Annotated in this window: 18 protein-coding genes and 1 other RNA gene; 12 read left to right on the top strand and 7 right to left on the bottom strand. The window is 39.7% G+C overall.

The genetic code is table 11. The features are described from left to right. The first annotated feature begins 3 nt into the window (after positions 1-3). The 5 genes from BSR19_RS09655 (at position 4) to tadA (ending at position 4,247) form a co-directional block, all read left to right on the top strand. Complete coding sequence (locus tag BSR19_RS09655) at positions 4-528, top strand: hypothetical protein (RefSeq protein WP_156247045.1); 525 nt, start codon at positions 4-6, stop codon at positions 526-528. A gap of 31 nt (positions 529-559) precedes the next feature. Then, on the top strand, positions 560-1,183 hold the full coding sequence (ytpR, locus tag BSR19_RS09650) for a YtpR family tRNA-binding protein (RefSeq protein WP_002885779.1): 624 nt from the start codon (positions 560-562) through the stop codon (positions 1,181-1,183). 265 nt (positions 1,184-1,448) lie between these two features. Then, positions 1,449-2,126, top strand: a complete 678-nt coding sequence (locus tag BSR19_RS09645) for a CPBP family intramembrane glutamic endopeptidase (RefSeq protein ID WP_045001371.1) — start codon at positions 1,449-1,451, stop codon at positions 2,124-2,126. Positions 2,127-2,553: 427 nt separating this feature from the next. After that, entirely contained in the window at positions 2,554-2,946 is a 393-nt protein-coding gene (locus BSR19_RS09640) for a single-stranded DNA-binding protein (RefSeq protein WP_014632554.1), read from the top strand. A 782-nt stretch (positions 2,947-3,728) separates the two neighbouring features. Then, positions 3,729-4,247: a tRNA adenosine(34) deaminase TadA gene (gene tadA, locus BSR19_RS09635; RefSeq protein WP_014632555.1), complete on the top strand. Its 519-nt coding sequence runs from the start codon at positions 3,729-3,731 to the stop codon at positions 4,245-4,247. 85 nt (positions 4,248-4,332) lie between these two features. Here the strand turns inward: tadA and BSR19_RS09630 are convergent, their stop codons facing one another. Genes BSR19_RS09630 through BSR19_RS09620 form a run of 3 tightly spaced genes read right to left on the bottom strand, consistent with a single transcriptional unit; the run spans position 4,333 to position 4,980 of the window. Beyond that, the gene (locus BSR19_RS09630) at positions 4,333-4,587 is read right to left on the bottom strand and encodes a hypothetical protein (protein WP_045001373.1); all 255 of its coding nucleotides are present in this window, start codon (positions 4,585-4,587) and stop codon (positions 4,333-4,335) included. Positions 4,588-4,634: 47 nt separating this feature from the next. Further along, complete coding sequence (locus BSR19_RS09625; RefSeq protein ID WP_002887002.1) at positions 4,635-4,802, bottom strand: class IIb bacteriocin, lactobin A/cerein 7B family; 168 nt, start codon at positions 4,800-4,802, stop codon at positions 4,635-4,637. A gap of 19 nt (positions 4,803-4,821) precedes the next feature. Continuing rightward, the gene (locus tag BSR19_RS09620; RefSeq protein ID WP_002885650.1) at positions 4,822-4,980 is read right to left on the bottom strand and encodes a class IIb bacteriocin, lactobin A/cerein 7B family; all 159 of its coding nucleotides are present in this window, start codon (positions 4,978-4,980) and stop codon (positions 4,822-4,824) included. 320 nt (positions 4,981-5,300) lie between these two features. On the opposite strand from BSR19_RS09620, the gene ffs reads away from it, so the two are divergent. The 7 genes from ffs (at position 5,301) to BSR19_RS09585 (ending at position 10,363) form a co-directional block, all read left to right on the top strand. Beyond that, an RNA gene (ffs, locus tag BSR19_RS09615) (signal recognition particle sRNA small type) lies at positions 5,301-5,386 on the top strand. 14 nt (positions 5,387-5,400) lie between these two features. Next, on the top strand, positions 5,401-6,240 hold the full coding sequence (locus BSR19_RS09610; protein WP_156247044.1) for a methyltransferase domain-containing protein: 840 nt from the start codon (positions 5,401-5,403) through the stop codon (positions 6,238-6,240). A 113-nt stretch (positions 6,241-6,353) separates the two neighbouring features. Continuing rightward, the gene (locus BSR19_RS09605) at positions 6,354-7,106 is read left to right on the top strand and encodes an HAD family hydrolase (RefSeq protein ID WP_037598514.1); all 753 of its coding nucleotides are present in this window, start codon (positions 6,354-6,356) and stop codon (positions 7,104-7,106) included. An 85-nt stretch (positions 7,107-7,191) separates the two neighbouring features. Continuing rightward, positions 7,192-7,890, top strand: a complete 699-nt coding sequence (gene dapD, locus BSR19_RS09600; protein WP_060973061.1) for a 2,3,4,5-tetrahydropyridine-2,6-dicarboxylate N-acetyltransferase — start codon at positions 7,192-7,194, stop codon at positions 7,888-7,890. Between the two features lie 78 nt (positions 7,891-7,968). Beyond that, positions 7,969-9,102, top strand: a complete 1,134-nt coding sequence (locus BSR19_RS09595; RefSeq protein WP_060973060.1) for an N-acetyldiaminopimelate deacetylase — start codon at positions 7,969-7,971, stop codon at positions 9,100-9,102. Positions 9,103-9,170: 68 nt separating this feature from the next. Further along, positions 9,171-9,698 (top strand): 5-formyltetrahydrofolate cyclo-ligase, encoded by a 528-nt coding sequence (locus BSR19_RS09590; RefSeq protein WP_060973059.1) that lies wholly within the window; start codon positions 9,171-9,173, stop codon positions 9,696-9,698. Further along, positions 9,689-10,363 carry a rhomboid family intramembrane serine protease gene (locus BSR19_RS09585; RefSeq protein ID WP_060973058.1) on the top strand — a complete coding sequence of 225 codons (675 nt, stop codon included), beginning with the start codon at positions 9,689-9,691 and terminating at the stop codon, positions 10,361-10,363. The genes BSR19_RS09590 and BSR19_RS09585 overlap by 10 nt, the downstream gene beginning before the upstream one ends. A 45-nt stretch (positions 10,364-10,408) precedes the next feature. Here the strand turns inward: BSR19_RS09585 and galU are convergent, their stop codons facing one another. From galU to BSR19_RS09565, 4 genes are all read right to left on the bottom strand, one after another. Beyond that, entirely contained in the window at positions 10,409-11,323 is a 915-nt protein-coding gene (galU, locus tag BSR19_RS09580) for a UTP--glucose-1-phosphate uridylyltransferase GalU (RefSeq protein ID WP_037601510.1), read from the bottom strand. Between the two features lie 17 nt (positions 11,324-11,340). Next, the gene (locus BSR19_RS09575) at positions 11,341-12,363 is read right to left on the bottom strand and encodes an NAD(P)H-dependent glycerol-3-phosphate dehydrogenase (RefSeq protein ID WP_037598511.1); all 1,023 of its coding nucleotides are present in this window, start codon (positions 12,361-12,363) and stop codon (positions 11,341-11,343) included. A 118-nt stretch (positions 12,364-12,481) separates the two neighbouring features. Further along, positions 12,482-13,042 carry an MptD family putative ECF transporter S component gene (locus BSR19_RS09570; RefSeq protein ID WP_060973057.1) on the bottom strand — a complete coding sequence of 187 codons (561 nt, stop codon included), beginning with the start codon at positions 13,040-13,042 and terminating at the stop codon, positions 12,482-12,484. 8 nt (positions 13,043-13,050) lie between these two features. Beyond that, positions 13,051-13,842 (bottom strand): formate/nitrite transporter family protein, encoded by a 792-nt coding sequence (locus tag BSR19_RS09565; protein WP_060973056.1) that lies wholly within the window; start codon positions 13,840-13,842, stop codon positions 13,051-13,053. Positions 13,843-13,857: the final 15 nt, after the last annotated feature.

Below are 13,857 nucleotides of genomic sequence, written 5' to 3'. Positions count from 1 at the left end.
AAGATGAAAATCAATCACTTTCCTAATATCTCTCTTGATATTTCAGAAACTAAAGAAAAGTATCTGACAGAAAAAAATGAGGAGATCATCGAAGAATTATGCCAAATTTTAGTAGAGCATTCCAAAATTGAAAGTGATATCTTCCTAAAACACCAAGAAATAAACACCTACAAAAAGGAAAATAATCTTCCTACACATCAAACTATTCCTGGAGAAATGGAGTTATTTGATGAATTTAAAGAGAAGTTGACTCCTTTAGCTCAAAAACACTTGACTGATAACTGTTATAAAAGAGTTTTTTCAGCTTCTTTTGGTTCTCCAGGCACCTATGATTTTGTGTTAGAGCCCTGTCGAGCTAAGTTTATTATGAAGAGTAAGGCTAAGATGTTTCTCGAATTTTCTTATGGGAATGACTTTTGGTACCATAAACAATTTATCATAAAATTAACAGAGAGTGACTGGAAAATTGACAAGATTAGTTATCGCTATGGTAGTAATGACGATTCTTGGCATGTCAGTCGATTTTAAAATCTATAAAAGAACTATTGAAGGAGAACCCATGATTTTTGCATACAATAAGGAACAAGTTGGTGACGTTTTGTTGGTTATCTTGGAAGATACTAAGGACATCAAACGTAGCGTAGAACGTAAAGGTAAAGTGGCGCGTGTCACAGCTGATGAAACAGGCAAGACTCTTGCTTGGAATATTTTTGAAGCGTCAAGCCTCATTGATATCGAAGGTAACGGTCAAGTTTTCTTGTCAGACCAAGATGTAGCTGTTTTGAACGAGGAATTGGCTAAAGAGGGCTTTGAAGAGCGTTTGGAAAACACACAAGGACCAGTCTTTGTGGTTGGACAAATTGATGAAATGGTTGCACATCCAGACAGTGACCACCTTAACATCTGCCAAGTGAACATCGGTGATAAGAAGGTCCAAATCGTTGCAGGAGCACCAAACGCAGCCCTTGGTCTTAAAACTATCGTAGCTCTTCCTGGTGCTATGATGCCTAGCGGTGCCCTTATCTTCCCAGGAAAACTTCGTGGTGAAGATAGTTATGGTATGATGTGTGCCCCACGTGAGTTGGCACTTCCAAATGCCCCACAAAAACGTGGTATTATTGAACTTGATGATTCAGCAGTAGTCGGAGAGGCTTTTGATCCAGCCAAACACTGGAAAGGGTAAATAAGACAAGAAGCGGTAAGTAAGCCGCTTTTTTTTCAGGAGAGCTCGTCTTGGCAAATGGTTCAAAATTTTCGAGAACCTCTTTATGCTTACCAAGTTCATCATCAAAATATAATAGTATTGCTCTCAATCTCTATTATTTGCCAAAACAACTTTATCCGAGCAATTATCTAAAAAATGTGGCTTCAAGTTTATTAATCAAGTTGTGTTTTATTTATCTGTCAGACTCAGATTTGGTGATGATTATAAAAGAAAGGAAAGTTCAATGGCTTACAACAAACATAAGGGAGTCCTTGTTTTTATGATTCTCTATACAGTCCTCTTTGTTTTTGACGGTATACGAGTATTTGATGCTCCCTTACCTTCTTCTTTAACGACCTATTTAGTTTATACCATCATGTTTTTGTATGGTTGCTTCTTATTTAAGTCTGAATTGCTCAAAAAGTGGGAAGAGGTCAGAAGTTCTAAAAGAAAATTTTTCTTGGGGGTTTTAAAAGGCTGGCTCTTACTTGTCCTGGTGACCATTTTCTTTGGACTACTATCGGCAATATTGAGGCAGGTTTTGGGACTAAGTGAACAAGGACTAAACGAGGCTAATATACAAAGTACCTTTAAAGAACAACCACTACTGATAGCAGTTTTCGCCTGTATCATTGGACCTTTGGTGGAAGAACTCTTTTTCCGTCAAATTTTATTGCATTGTTTACAGAGACATTTGCCAAGCTGGCTAAGCATTTGTGTGGTAGGATTTGTTTTCGCCTTGACCCATATGCACAGTTTGTCTTTATCAGAGTGGGTCAGTGCAGTTGGTTACTTAGGTGGCGGAGTAACCCTTTCAATTATTTATGTGAATGAAAAGGGAAATATTTACTATCCCTTGATGGTTCATGTGCTAGGAAATATTTTATCTTTTATAGTATTGGTCATTGGTAGTATGCAATAAGTGAATTCCAAACTATTTCAGCTTACAAAGAAAAAGGCAAAGGACTCTCGTCTCTCTTCTATCAATAGAAGAACTTCAAAACGGAGTGTTAAAATTATTTTAAGTGGTAACTCTGGGTCAGCAGAGGATGATTTGAGTAAGTAAACTAATGACAAGTTTGTATGGCGATAACTGTTCTTTGAATCGACAGCTCATACCAAGCTTCCTACTTCCTTTGCTAGTAGCTCAGCTCATCTTCAGATGTCTAATATTTAGTGACAAGTACATTTATTGAAGAACTCATCCTGCTTTTCACCCGAATAGATTTTACTTTTTTCTATTTAATTGAAGTCAATAATGTGATATATATATTATTTTTATTCTTGCTTTTTCAAAATCTGTCACTTTTTTTACTTCCGCTTACGAATAGATAGGTGGAGGTAAAAAAATGTATAACAAAGTTATTTTAATTGGACGTTTGACGGCGACTCCTGAAATGGTAAAAACTGCTAGCGATAGGTCTTTTACACGTGTTACAGTTGCGGTTAATCGTCGCTATAAGACGCAAAATGGTGAGCGTGAGGCTGATTTTATTACAGTGGTTGTCTGGGGGCGTTTGGCTGAGACCTTAGCATCTTATGCTAGCAAGGGGAGTTTAATTTCTCTTGATGGTGAGCTTCGTACCCGTAAGTACGATAAGGATGGTAAAACTCATTACGTTACTGAAGTGCTTTGTTCCTCTTTCCAACTTCTGGAGAGTCGTGCTCAGCGTGCTGTTAGGGAAAATAATCCTGATAATGACTTGGCTGACCTCGTCTTGGAAGAAGAGCTTCCCTTCTAGTTTATCCTTTGACTAGCTATCTAGGTCTCCTATCTTTGAAGCAACCTCTATAAAAAATCATTATCTTGTTCCATACCTTGTTTTGAAGAATTGTTGGAGATAAAATATTAAACACTTGTTAGACTAATAAACAGTAAAATTAGATAAGACTTAGGATGATAGGTGTTTAATAGTGTAGATAGACTAGAAAAAATAGTTTAGGAAGCCATAAAACGTTGATATATCAACGTTTTAAATGTTAAGCAAAATATTCAAAAGAATGCATACAATTAACAGTTGTTTCTAATCTATATTATTGTTTTATTACCGATTTTTAAATTAAATGATAGAGGTTTCATGATAAACTATAGATGGGTAAGGAAAAAGCTATAAAAGTTACTTTTATAGTAGGCATTATTTGTTTGGAAGGAAAGTGTGAAATATCACAACTATAACGCTATCCTTGCAATTGTTTGAGACAGTTGCATTTTTGTTTATCGTTTTTGTTTATCGTTGTGAGGCCTTAGGCCTGTATAATGATTTCACAGACAATTGACTATGACACTCCGACTGACATATGAATTAGGATGTTAAGCGGTCGTTGACTTTTCGTCTAGCCTTGGGGGAACACATTGGTGTGATTCCTAAGACTCACCAGACTAATGTGTTTGAAGCTAGGATGATTCGTCTTAGCTTTTTTTGTGTCCTTTAAAATGGAGGTCTTCGGTATTTCTTTTCTTATGCTATAATAGAAGGACTAAGTGAGATATTGTCTCGCAAATCTTGGAACGGGAGTGACACTAATGCTTGACTTTACCCAAGAAGAGAAAGACTTTTTTATGTCTGAAGCTCTTAAGGAGGCCGAAAAATCTCTAGATAAAGCAGAGATTCCAATTGGCTGTGTCATCGTTAAAAATGGCGAAGTCATAGGCCGTGGGCACAATGCACGTGAGGAGCTCAATCAAGCTATCATGCATGCGGAGGTCATGGCTATTCAAGAGGCTAATAGGACTGTAGGCAATTGGCGTTTGTTAGATTGTACCCTCTTTGTAACCATCGAACCCTGTGTCATGTGTAGTGGGGCAATTGGCTTGGCTCGTATTCCTAAAGTTATCTATGGAGCAAGCAATCAAAAGTTTGGTGGTGCGGGTAGCCTTTACGATATCCTAAGAGATGAGCGTCTCAACCATCGCGTAGAAGTAGAGACTGGTGTCATGGAGGAAGAGTGTGCTAAGATTATGCAAGACTTTTTCCGTCAGAGTCGTGAACGCAAAAAAGAAGCCAAACGATTGGCTAAATTGGAAACAAGGCAAGAGATGTAAACAAAAGTGCAAGTCCAAAGGGACTTGCACTTTTTAATGGAAGATGATTTTTTTGTTTTCCTGAAGGCAATTTAGGTCACTCTTTCTATGCTTTATTTTTTTCTTTCTCACTTGTTAAAAGAAAAATAGGCATAAAGAGAATCAGAGTACCAAAAGCGGACTTCAAATTAGTATCAATAATTGGTGTTCCTAATCGTACATAAAAGATAAGGTTGATTAGGAGTATCAGAAGTAGGCTACTGATAATTCCAGCTAAAGCTATTTTTACGAGTAAATAGTTATTCATTTTAGGTGATTGATTAGCAGTAGTATTATTTGTTTGATTGTTTATATGTTTCATGAGTTATCATCCTCAAAATCTTTGAGATGTCAGCCGAGTTCTGTTAGTTAGTGGGTGAGGTTATAGAAAGACTTACCTGCAGCATAGCTAAGGTCATAAGTCAGTTTTGCAGCAGCAATGCCAACAGAAATAGCGGCCCAAGGAACCACTCCACCTGATACAGTTTCAAGTTCTTGAGTAGTCATGTTTTTACGATTGTTAATGGTCTTAGTCATTGTTCATATGTCCTTTCTTTTATCTCGCAGAGTCCATGTAGCCATTGTAGGCTCCAAGGCATACCATAGTTCCAATAGGTCCTGAAGCTAGGCAGAGCCCTCCAATGGCAAGGTTAGTCTTCCATCCGCCTCCTGTTACTGAGGCTAGGTCAGCTGCCTTCATTTCTTTGTTAATCATTGTCATTCTCCTTTTTTTATTTTTGGTGAGTTTTTAAATCTCATACCCTCTCACCACGAGTTAAGAGATATGTTAAATATGACTTCTCCTTTCAATAAAGTCAGCCATGTCACTAGCTTTTGGTGCTTTACTCAAGCTATGGATTTATTATAAGGTGTCGAGAAATAAAAAAGTAGTGACATAAATGTCACCATGGTAAGTCTTATGTTTTATCGAAGGTTATACTGACAGAAGAAGATAATAGGGATTGATAGGGGTAGGTCTAGCTAGTCTTATCATAAGTTCTCTACTTGCAATCACTTCAATTTATGGTATAATATTTTTCGGAGCAACATCTGTGCGTGAAGCGGGTCAGGGGAGGAATCCAGCAGCCCTAAGCGATTTCAGGTGTGTGCTCTTTTTTTGTGTTAAGGAGGATTTATGGCCAAATTTAGTGTTTTTAAAGATCAAGAGAGTCTTTTTGCTTGTCCTATCTGTCAGGCGCCAATGCATTTGGATTTGTCTAGCTTGGTTTGTCAGAATAGGCATACCTTTAATATCGCCAAGCAGGGCTTTGTTAATTTTTTGAGACAGACCAAGGGAGATAAGCACTATGATATGGCTTCTTTTGAAAAGAGGAGTCAGATTCTTGCGGCAGGCTATTACGATCCTATTCTGGAGGTGATTTCAGAGCACTTGCGTGACCTTCCTAAACACTCGCACGTTCTAGATGTTGCCTGTGGTGAAGGCTATTATAGCCGTCAGTTGGCTCAAGAGTTTGACAAGGATTTCATGGCCTTTGACTTGTCTAAGGATTCAATCCTTCTTGCGGCACGTCAAAATCCTCAGAAAAACGTAGCTTGGTTTGTTGGCGATTTGGCTCAATTGCCTTTACGTGAACATAGTATTGATGTGATTTTAGATATTTTTTCACCAGCTAATTATCAAGAATTTGGACGACTTTTGTCTGATTATGGCTTGGTTTTTAAGGTTATTCCTCATGAGGATCATCTTAAAGAGTTTCGCCAATTGTTACCGGAGGCGCAGGCTTATTCGAACCAGGATGTTCTGGAACATTTTCAAGAGTCCTGTGACCTTTTGGAGCGTGTGACGATTGCTAAGACTTGGTCTATGCCATCAGAGCATGTTCAAACATTTGCTGAGATGACACCTCTTTTCTTCCATACCAATAAGGATACTTTGGACTTGACTTCAGTGACGCAATTAACCGTTGCGGGAGAGCTGCTGATTGGTCGTATTAGAGATGATAAGCAATCCTAACAGTCGTTGGGATTTTTTTGATGGGAAAATATCTCAGTTAGCTTGTTTGGTCTTCCTAAAAGGTGTATGATGGGAGCAATAAGTAAGAAAGTTTCAGTAATGGGTAAAAAGTGATGAAAAATAGAGCCTATAAGAACTACATTTTTGATTTTTATGGTACCTTGGTTGATATCCTAACTGATGAGAAGGATCCTGTGTTATGGGATACATTAGGCCAGCTATATCAGGCTTATGGAGCGGCTTATGAAGGTGATGCTCTTAAAAAGGCTTATGCTAAGCGTGTGGCTCAGACTCGTAAGGAGTTAATAGAGATTAAAGGAGTTGCTTATCCAGAAGTTGATTTAGTTCACATTTTCAACCAGCTTTATGTAGATGGTCGGTCTCAGTCTAGTAACTCTAGTCAGCCGGACGATTGGGGAAATTTGATAGCCATGGTCTTTCGCGTCTTATCTCGTAAGCAGTTGTTAGCTTATCCGCATACCAAGGAGGTTTTGACCTTTCTAAAAGAGCAGGGCTGTCGTCTCTATCTCTTGTCTAATGCTCAAGCAGCCTTTACTAATGCTGAGATTGACTTAATGGAGTTAAGACCTTACTTTGATGCCATTTACCTGTCTTCGGATGCGGGTATCTGTAAGCCTCAACCTGAATTTTTAAAGCAAGTTTTGGATGATCATGGGTTAAAGCCATCTGAGACTGTCATGGTGGGAAATGACCTGACGACTGATATTGCTGTGGCTGAGGCAGTTGGGATCGATGGTATCTTGCTGAATACCTTCCCTTATTCTCGTCGAGAGTTGGAGAAATCCCCAATTAAACCAGATCGAGTGATTACTGACATAGAGGCTCTAAAGACAAATTTTACATAAAAATACACTCTATTTGGCAAAAGCAAAGACAATTATCAGAATTTTTGGTATAATAATTCCTAACTTTATGTGAATGGAGAATCTCATGACTGCACAAAAAATGTCTGCACAAGAAATTATCGCTTTTATCGGTAATGCTGAAAAGAAAACGAATGTTAAAGTAACTTTTGAAGGGGAATTGGCAACTGCTGTTCCGGCTTCTGTCACTAAGCTTGGTAATGTTCTTTTCGGAGACTGGAAAGAAATCGAACCACTTCTTGCGAATTTGACTGAAAACAAGGACTATGTTGTGGAACAAGATGGCCGTAACTCAGCTGTTCCATTGCTTGATAAACGTCACCTTAATGCGCGTATCGAACCAGGCGCTATTATCCGTGACCAAGTAACTATCGAAGATAATGCTGTCGTTATGATGGGTGCTGTTATCAACATCGGTGCTGAAATTGGTGCTGGTACTATGATTGATATGGGCGCAATCCTTGGTGGTCGTGCTACTGTTGGTAAAAACAGCCACATCGGTGCGGGTGCGGTCCTTGCTGGTGTGATTGAACCAGCTTCAGCAGACCCAGTTCGTATCGGTGACAACGTTCTTGTTGGTGCTAATGCTGTTGTTATTGAAGGTGTTCAAGTTGGTAATGGTTCAGTCGTTGCTGCTGGAGCTATCGTTACTCAAGATGTTCCTGAAAATGTGGTTGTAGCTGGTGTTCCAGCTCGTATCATCAAGGAAATCGATGAAAAAACACAACAAAAAACAGCACTCGAAGACGCTTTGCGTAATTTGTAACATATTGATAGTAGAGGCCTGTAAGGCCTCTATTTCTAGATTCTCTATAAAATAAATATAAATAAAAAGGACAAAAACATGACACTTGATTTAATCAAAATCAGACGAGACCTTCACCAAATTCCTGAAATTGGTTTGGAAGAATTTAAAACTCAGGCTTACCTCTTAGAGCGTATTGCCGAAATGACTGAAGGTAAGGACTTTGTGGAGCAACGTACTTGGCGTACAGGAATTCTTGTCTATCTTCACGGGCATGCTCCTGAAAAAATCATTGGTTGGCGTACAGATATTGATGGCCTCCCAATCGTAGAGGAAACAGATCTTGACTTCAAGTCTACTCATGAAGGTCGTATGCATGCTTGTGGACACGATATGCACATGACCACAGCACTTGGTCTTTTGGACCAGATGCTTCAAGTACAACCTAAAAATAACATGCTCTTCCTCTTCCAACCAGCCGAAGAAAATGAAGCTGGTGGTATGCTTATGTATGAAGATGGTGCCTTTGGAGATTGGTTGCCAGATGAGTTCTATGGCCTCCACGTCCGTCCAGATTTCAAGGTAGGTGATATTGCGACTAACACAAGTACCCTTTTTGCTGGGACTTGTGAAGTCCTCGTTACTTTCAAGGGGAAAGGTGGACATGCGGCCTTTCCACATGAGGCCAATGATGCTCTTGTAGCAGCTTCTTACTTTATTACTCAAGTGCAAACGATTGTCAGTCGTAATGTTGACCCTATTCAGGGTGGGGTAGTTACCTTTGGTTCTTTCCATGCAGGAACTACTAATAATGTTATCGCTGAAACTGCAGAGGTTTATGGAACTATTCGTACCCTTACTCAGGAAATGAGTCTCCTTATCCAGAAGCGTGTGCGCCAGATTGCAGAAGGTGTAGCAGCTAGCTTTGGTATGGAAGTGGATATCATGTTGAAACAAGGTGGTTATCTTCCTGTGGAAAATAATCCAGCCTTGGCCAAAGAGTTGATGGCCTTCTTTGATGCTAGCCCAGAAGTTAACCTGATTGATTGTCCACCGGCTATGACTGGAGAGGATTTTGGTTATTTGCTTAGTAAAGTTCCTGGTGTCATGTTCTGGTTGGGAATCGACACGCCATATGCACTTCACCATCCTAAGATGAGCCCAAATGAAGATGCTCTCGCTTTTGCAGTGGCTGAAATTGGAAAATTCCTTAAACACAAGGCAGAAGCCTAATCAGAGTCGATAAAGCTAAAAAATCTACCAAGTCTGACTTTTGGTAGATTTTTTGATATGATAAACCTATGAAAAATGAACTTAGAAAAACAGTCTTGGCTCAATTAACTTCACAAGAACCTGAGACTAAGGCTAAGATAGATAAACATCTTTTGGAGCAATTGATTGCCTTACCTGCTTATAAAGAGGCTCAGGTGATTGCGACTTATTTGTCTTTTCCTCATGAATATGATACCAGTCTTTTAATCAATCAGGCTTTAAAGGATGGTAAACGACTTTTGATTCCTAAAACATATAAACAAGGTCGAATGATTTTTGTGGATTATGATCCAGATAATCTTGTTGCAACCTCTTTTGGCTTGATGGAACCTGCGTCTGATTTGGCTGTGGAAAAATCAGAGATTGATTTGATTCATGTGCCAGGAGTAGTTTTCAATGATGAAGGCTATCGCATTGGTTACGGAGCAGGTTACTATGATCGCTATTTGTCTGATTTTGAAGGGGAGACAGTTAGTACGGTTTATCCTTGCCAGAAACATGATTTTCAACCAGACAGCTATGATATTCCTGTTAAGGAGGTCGTCACATGCAAATAAATGAGTGGAAGAAATACCCGGCAACCTATCTATTGTTGGGGCTTACGACGTTGACTTTTATCTGTCAATATCTTTTAAACGGCTTTCAAGCGACTTCGCCTTTGAGCCTTTTTAAGATGGGAGCTATGTACGGTGCGTTTGTTCAGTACAGTCCCTTGAACCTTTGGCGTCTTGTAACACCAATTTTTGTGCATATAGGTGTTGAGCATTTTCTATTTAATATGCTTACTCTTTACTTTATGGGGAAAATGGCTGAGCAGATTTTTGGGACTCCACGTTTTCTAGGGCTTTATTTGTTAGCGGGTGTTATGGGAAATGCCTTTACCTTACTTTTTACGCCTAATGTTATTGCAGCTGGTGCTTCGACATCCTTGTTTGGACTTTTTGCGGCTGTTGTGATTCTTGGTTATTACAGTCACAGCCCCTTGCTTAATCAGTTAGGCCGTAATTATTTGGTTTTGATTGTTATTAACTTAATCTTCAACCTTTTTACACCTAGTGTTGGGATTACAGGCCATCTCGGTGGTTTAGTTGGAGGTGCTCTTGCAGCTATCTTTTTGGCCAACAAGGTTGAAAGTCGCTTATTTAGTAAAGGTTGGCGTTCTACATCCCTTTTAACCTACATTTTACTATTGCTGATTCTTCTAGGATTCACTTATTTTTAAGTCATATGAAAAATCCATCGAATGTTATGTTCGATGGATTTTATTTTAGTCTTTTTTAGCTGCTTTGCCTTCAAGTTTGTGGCCCAAGTCAATGAGGTATTGCTTGAGGTCATCTTTAACTTGAGGATGTTTAAGTGCGTAATCGATAGACGTTTTCATGAATCCGAATTTGTCACCGACATCATAACGGTTTCCAGTAAATTCGCGAGCAAAGACGCGTTGTGTCTTGTTAAGTGTATCGATGGCATCAGTCAGTTGGACTTCGTTTCCAGCACCTGGTTTTTGAGTTTCCAAAATACCGAAAATTTCAGGTGTTAGAAGATAACGTCCGATGATAGCAAGATCACTTGGTGCATCTTCTGGATTTGGTTTTTCAACGAAAGTTTCAACGCTATAACGTCCATTTTCGCCTTTGCCTTGAGGGGCGATGACACCATATGAAGAAACTTCTTCGTGAGGTACAGGCATAACTGCAATGGTTGATGCATGTGTTTCCTCATAGTCGTTAATGAGCTGCTTAGTCAAAGGTACTGCTTTGTCATTAGTGATATCCATGAGGTCGTCACCAAGCATGACAACGAATGGCTCATTTCCGACAAATGCTTTGGCTTGAAGAACTGCATCCCCAAGACCACGCGGATGGCTTTGACGGATAAAGTGGAGGTTGATAGCAGTGGTGTCATTAACCAATTTCAACAAGTCTGTCTTACCTTTTTGTTCCAAGTTGTATTCTAACTCGAAGTTTGAATCAAAGTGGTCTTCGATAGAACGTTTTGACTTACCAGTAACCACCAAGATATCTTCAATACCTGATTTGAGGGCTTCTTCAACGATAAATTGGATGGTTGGCTTGTCAACGATTGGCAACATTTCTTTGGCCAAGGCCTTAGTAGCTGGTAAAAAGCGTGTTCCGAGTCCTGCAGCGGGGATGATAGCTTTTCTAACTTTTTGATTCTTCATGAGAACTCCTTAGATTTTTATTTTTTATCCCATTCATTTTCAGAGCGCAATTCATTGGACATCATATTGAGAATAGATTCCTTGATATCAGCACCCTCATAGATAGATTTGTAGATTGCTGTTGTAATTGGCATGTAGACACCGAGTTCTTGGGCGATTTCGTAGGCAACCTTTGTGGTTGAAATACCTTCGATAACCATTCCCATGTTACGTTCAATGTCTTCTAATTTTTCTCCACGACCGAGCGCATCCCCAGCACGCCAGTTACGTGAATGGATAGAAGTTCCTGTAACAATAAGGTCACCAACCCCAGATAGACCGCTGTAAGTCAAAGGATCGGCACCGAGTTTCACACCAAGACGAGTAATTTCTGCAAGTCCACGAGTAATAACGGCTGCCTTAGCATTGTCCCCATATCCCATACCGTGGAGGGCACCTGCACCTACCGCGATAATGTTTTTAAGAGCACCAGCTGTTTCAACACCAATCACATCTGAATTGGTGTAGAGGCGGAAGTAGTTATTACTGAAAATGCCTTGGACATAGCGTGCCACTTCAAGATCCTTAGATGCTGCTGTAATCAAAGTGATATCGCGAACGATAGTTTCTTCAGCGTGACTTGGACCAGATACGACAACAATGTCACTGCGAAGTTCCTCAGGAATCTCTTCTTCAAGGATTGTTGAAAGACGTTCGTGTGTTCCAGGTTCCAATCCTTTTGAAGCATGCATGACAACAACTTTGTGGTCCAAAAGTTCGGCAACTTGTTTAGCAACTAAGCGAGTAACTTTGGTTGGAACAACAAAGAGAACAGCGTCGACACTATCTAGGGCTTCAGACAGTTCCTTGTAGGCTTTAATGTTTTCATCCAAAACCACATCCTTGAAGTAGCGGGTGTTGGTGTGTTTCTCGTTAATTTCATCAATTTGTTCAGGGATGTTTCCCCAAATACGGACCTCGTGTCCGTTGTCGTTGAGTACCTGAGCAAGGGCAGTTCCCCATGAACCAGGGCCCAAGACAGCGATTTTTTGTTTTTTCATCATTAGGTCTCCCTTTAGGTCCTTTCTAACAAAGTAGAAAAAGACTGTATTCTTTCTCATTATAACATAAGAAAAGCATGTTTGTCTTGTACTCTCTGTTAGTAAGGCTGATGGCCATTTATTTTTTCAGCCAATTTTGGGCAATGTAGCCTCCAATGAGGGCAGCCATGAGCGTTCCTCCAATCAGGATTAAGACATGACTGCCTGTAAAGGGAACCATAACTTGATTGACATAATCTTGAGTTTTCCCTTTGGCCAGGAGCTGTGCGATATAAGTTTTGGGCGCAAGCCACATGGTGATAATGGGTGCTAAGTTCCCTAGGGAAAAAATCATATAGGAGAGTAGATTAAGTTTATTATTCTCATAGTTCCCTTTCTTAGCTAGAAAATCAGCGACAAGGCCAGCTAAAAAGCTAGGAAGAAAGGCTAGAACAAAGTGCCCAGAGGCAAAGAAGAAGAGGGACATAAAGATACCCAGACAGGTAATAGCTCCAAATTGTTTAGTTTTTCTGATAAGCCCCAAATAGACCCAGCCTGCAAAGATAGCAGCTAAAGCAGGCGTATGATACATATTTTTGACTTTGAAAAAGATTAAATCAATGGCGACTGCAAGGGCTAGGCAAATAAAATAGAGTAGAATAGCTATACTGGTTTGTTTGATGAATGTCTTTTGACGCATGAGGTCTCCTAATCAATGTGAGGTGTTTTAGTTTTATTGAGCCAAGAGTATGCCAAACCAATGAAAATACCTCCGCCAATCCAGTTACCGAAGAAAACGACTATCCACTGACGTAGAATATTTGCCAAAGTGAAATTATCCACAGCATCACGCACACCGTTGAAACCGAGCAACATGAAAGAGGCAAAGTTAGCAATCAAGTGTTCATTAATTAAAAATACAAACATAAAGATGGCTGATAGCGCAATGAAAATCTTAGCAGATTCTTCTTTGAGGAGCATGTAACCCAAGATGGCAATATTAACGAACATATTCGCTGTAATACCTTCTGTAAAGTTCATCCAATCTGTTTTTCCAAGCTTGGTTGAGACAGCGGTAACTAAGAAACTCTTGTCAGTCAAATGTTGGAAAGAGAAGGATTGGTTGAAGAACCAGGCCAAGATAAGGGCACCGACAAAATTAAAGAAGGTACAGTAGAGGAGGATGGTACACACCTTGCTCCATTTGATTTTACCATAATAGGCACCACTGGTCAGGAACATCATGTTTGAAGTAGCCAACTCTCCATTGAATATGAGAACGAAGACCAGTCCGATGGCAAAGATAAAGGCAAAAACAAAACGAGAAAGGGCCGGAATACCTGTAGCGATAACATCCGCACCAATAATTCCTACAGCAGTTGACATGGTAAGATAAGCTCCTGCAAGCATAGAACGCAAGGCATAGCGACCCAGACTTTCGTCAAAGAGAGCTTCTTTTTTAGCACAAGCAGCGAATACTTTTTCTTTAAATTGAGACATAGGTTTACCTCTAAA

The sequence above is a fragment of the Streptococcus salivarius genome (assembly GCF_009738225.1).
In the GTDB taxonomy this organism is placed as follows: domain Bacteria; phylum Bacillota; class Bacilli; order Lactobacillales; family Streptococcaceae; genus Streptococcus.
The sequence above is the reverse complement of the archived record's forward strand: the minus strand, read 5'-3'. Positions and strand labels throughout refer to the sequence as shown.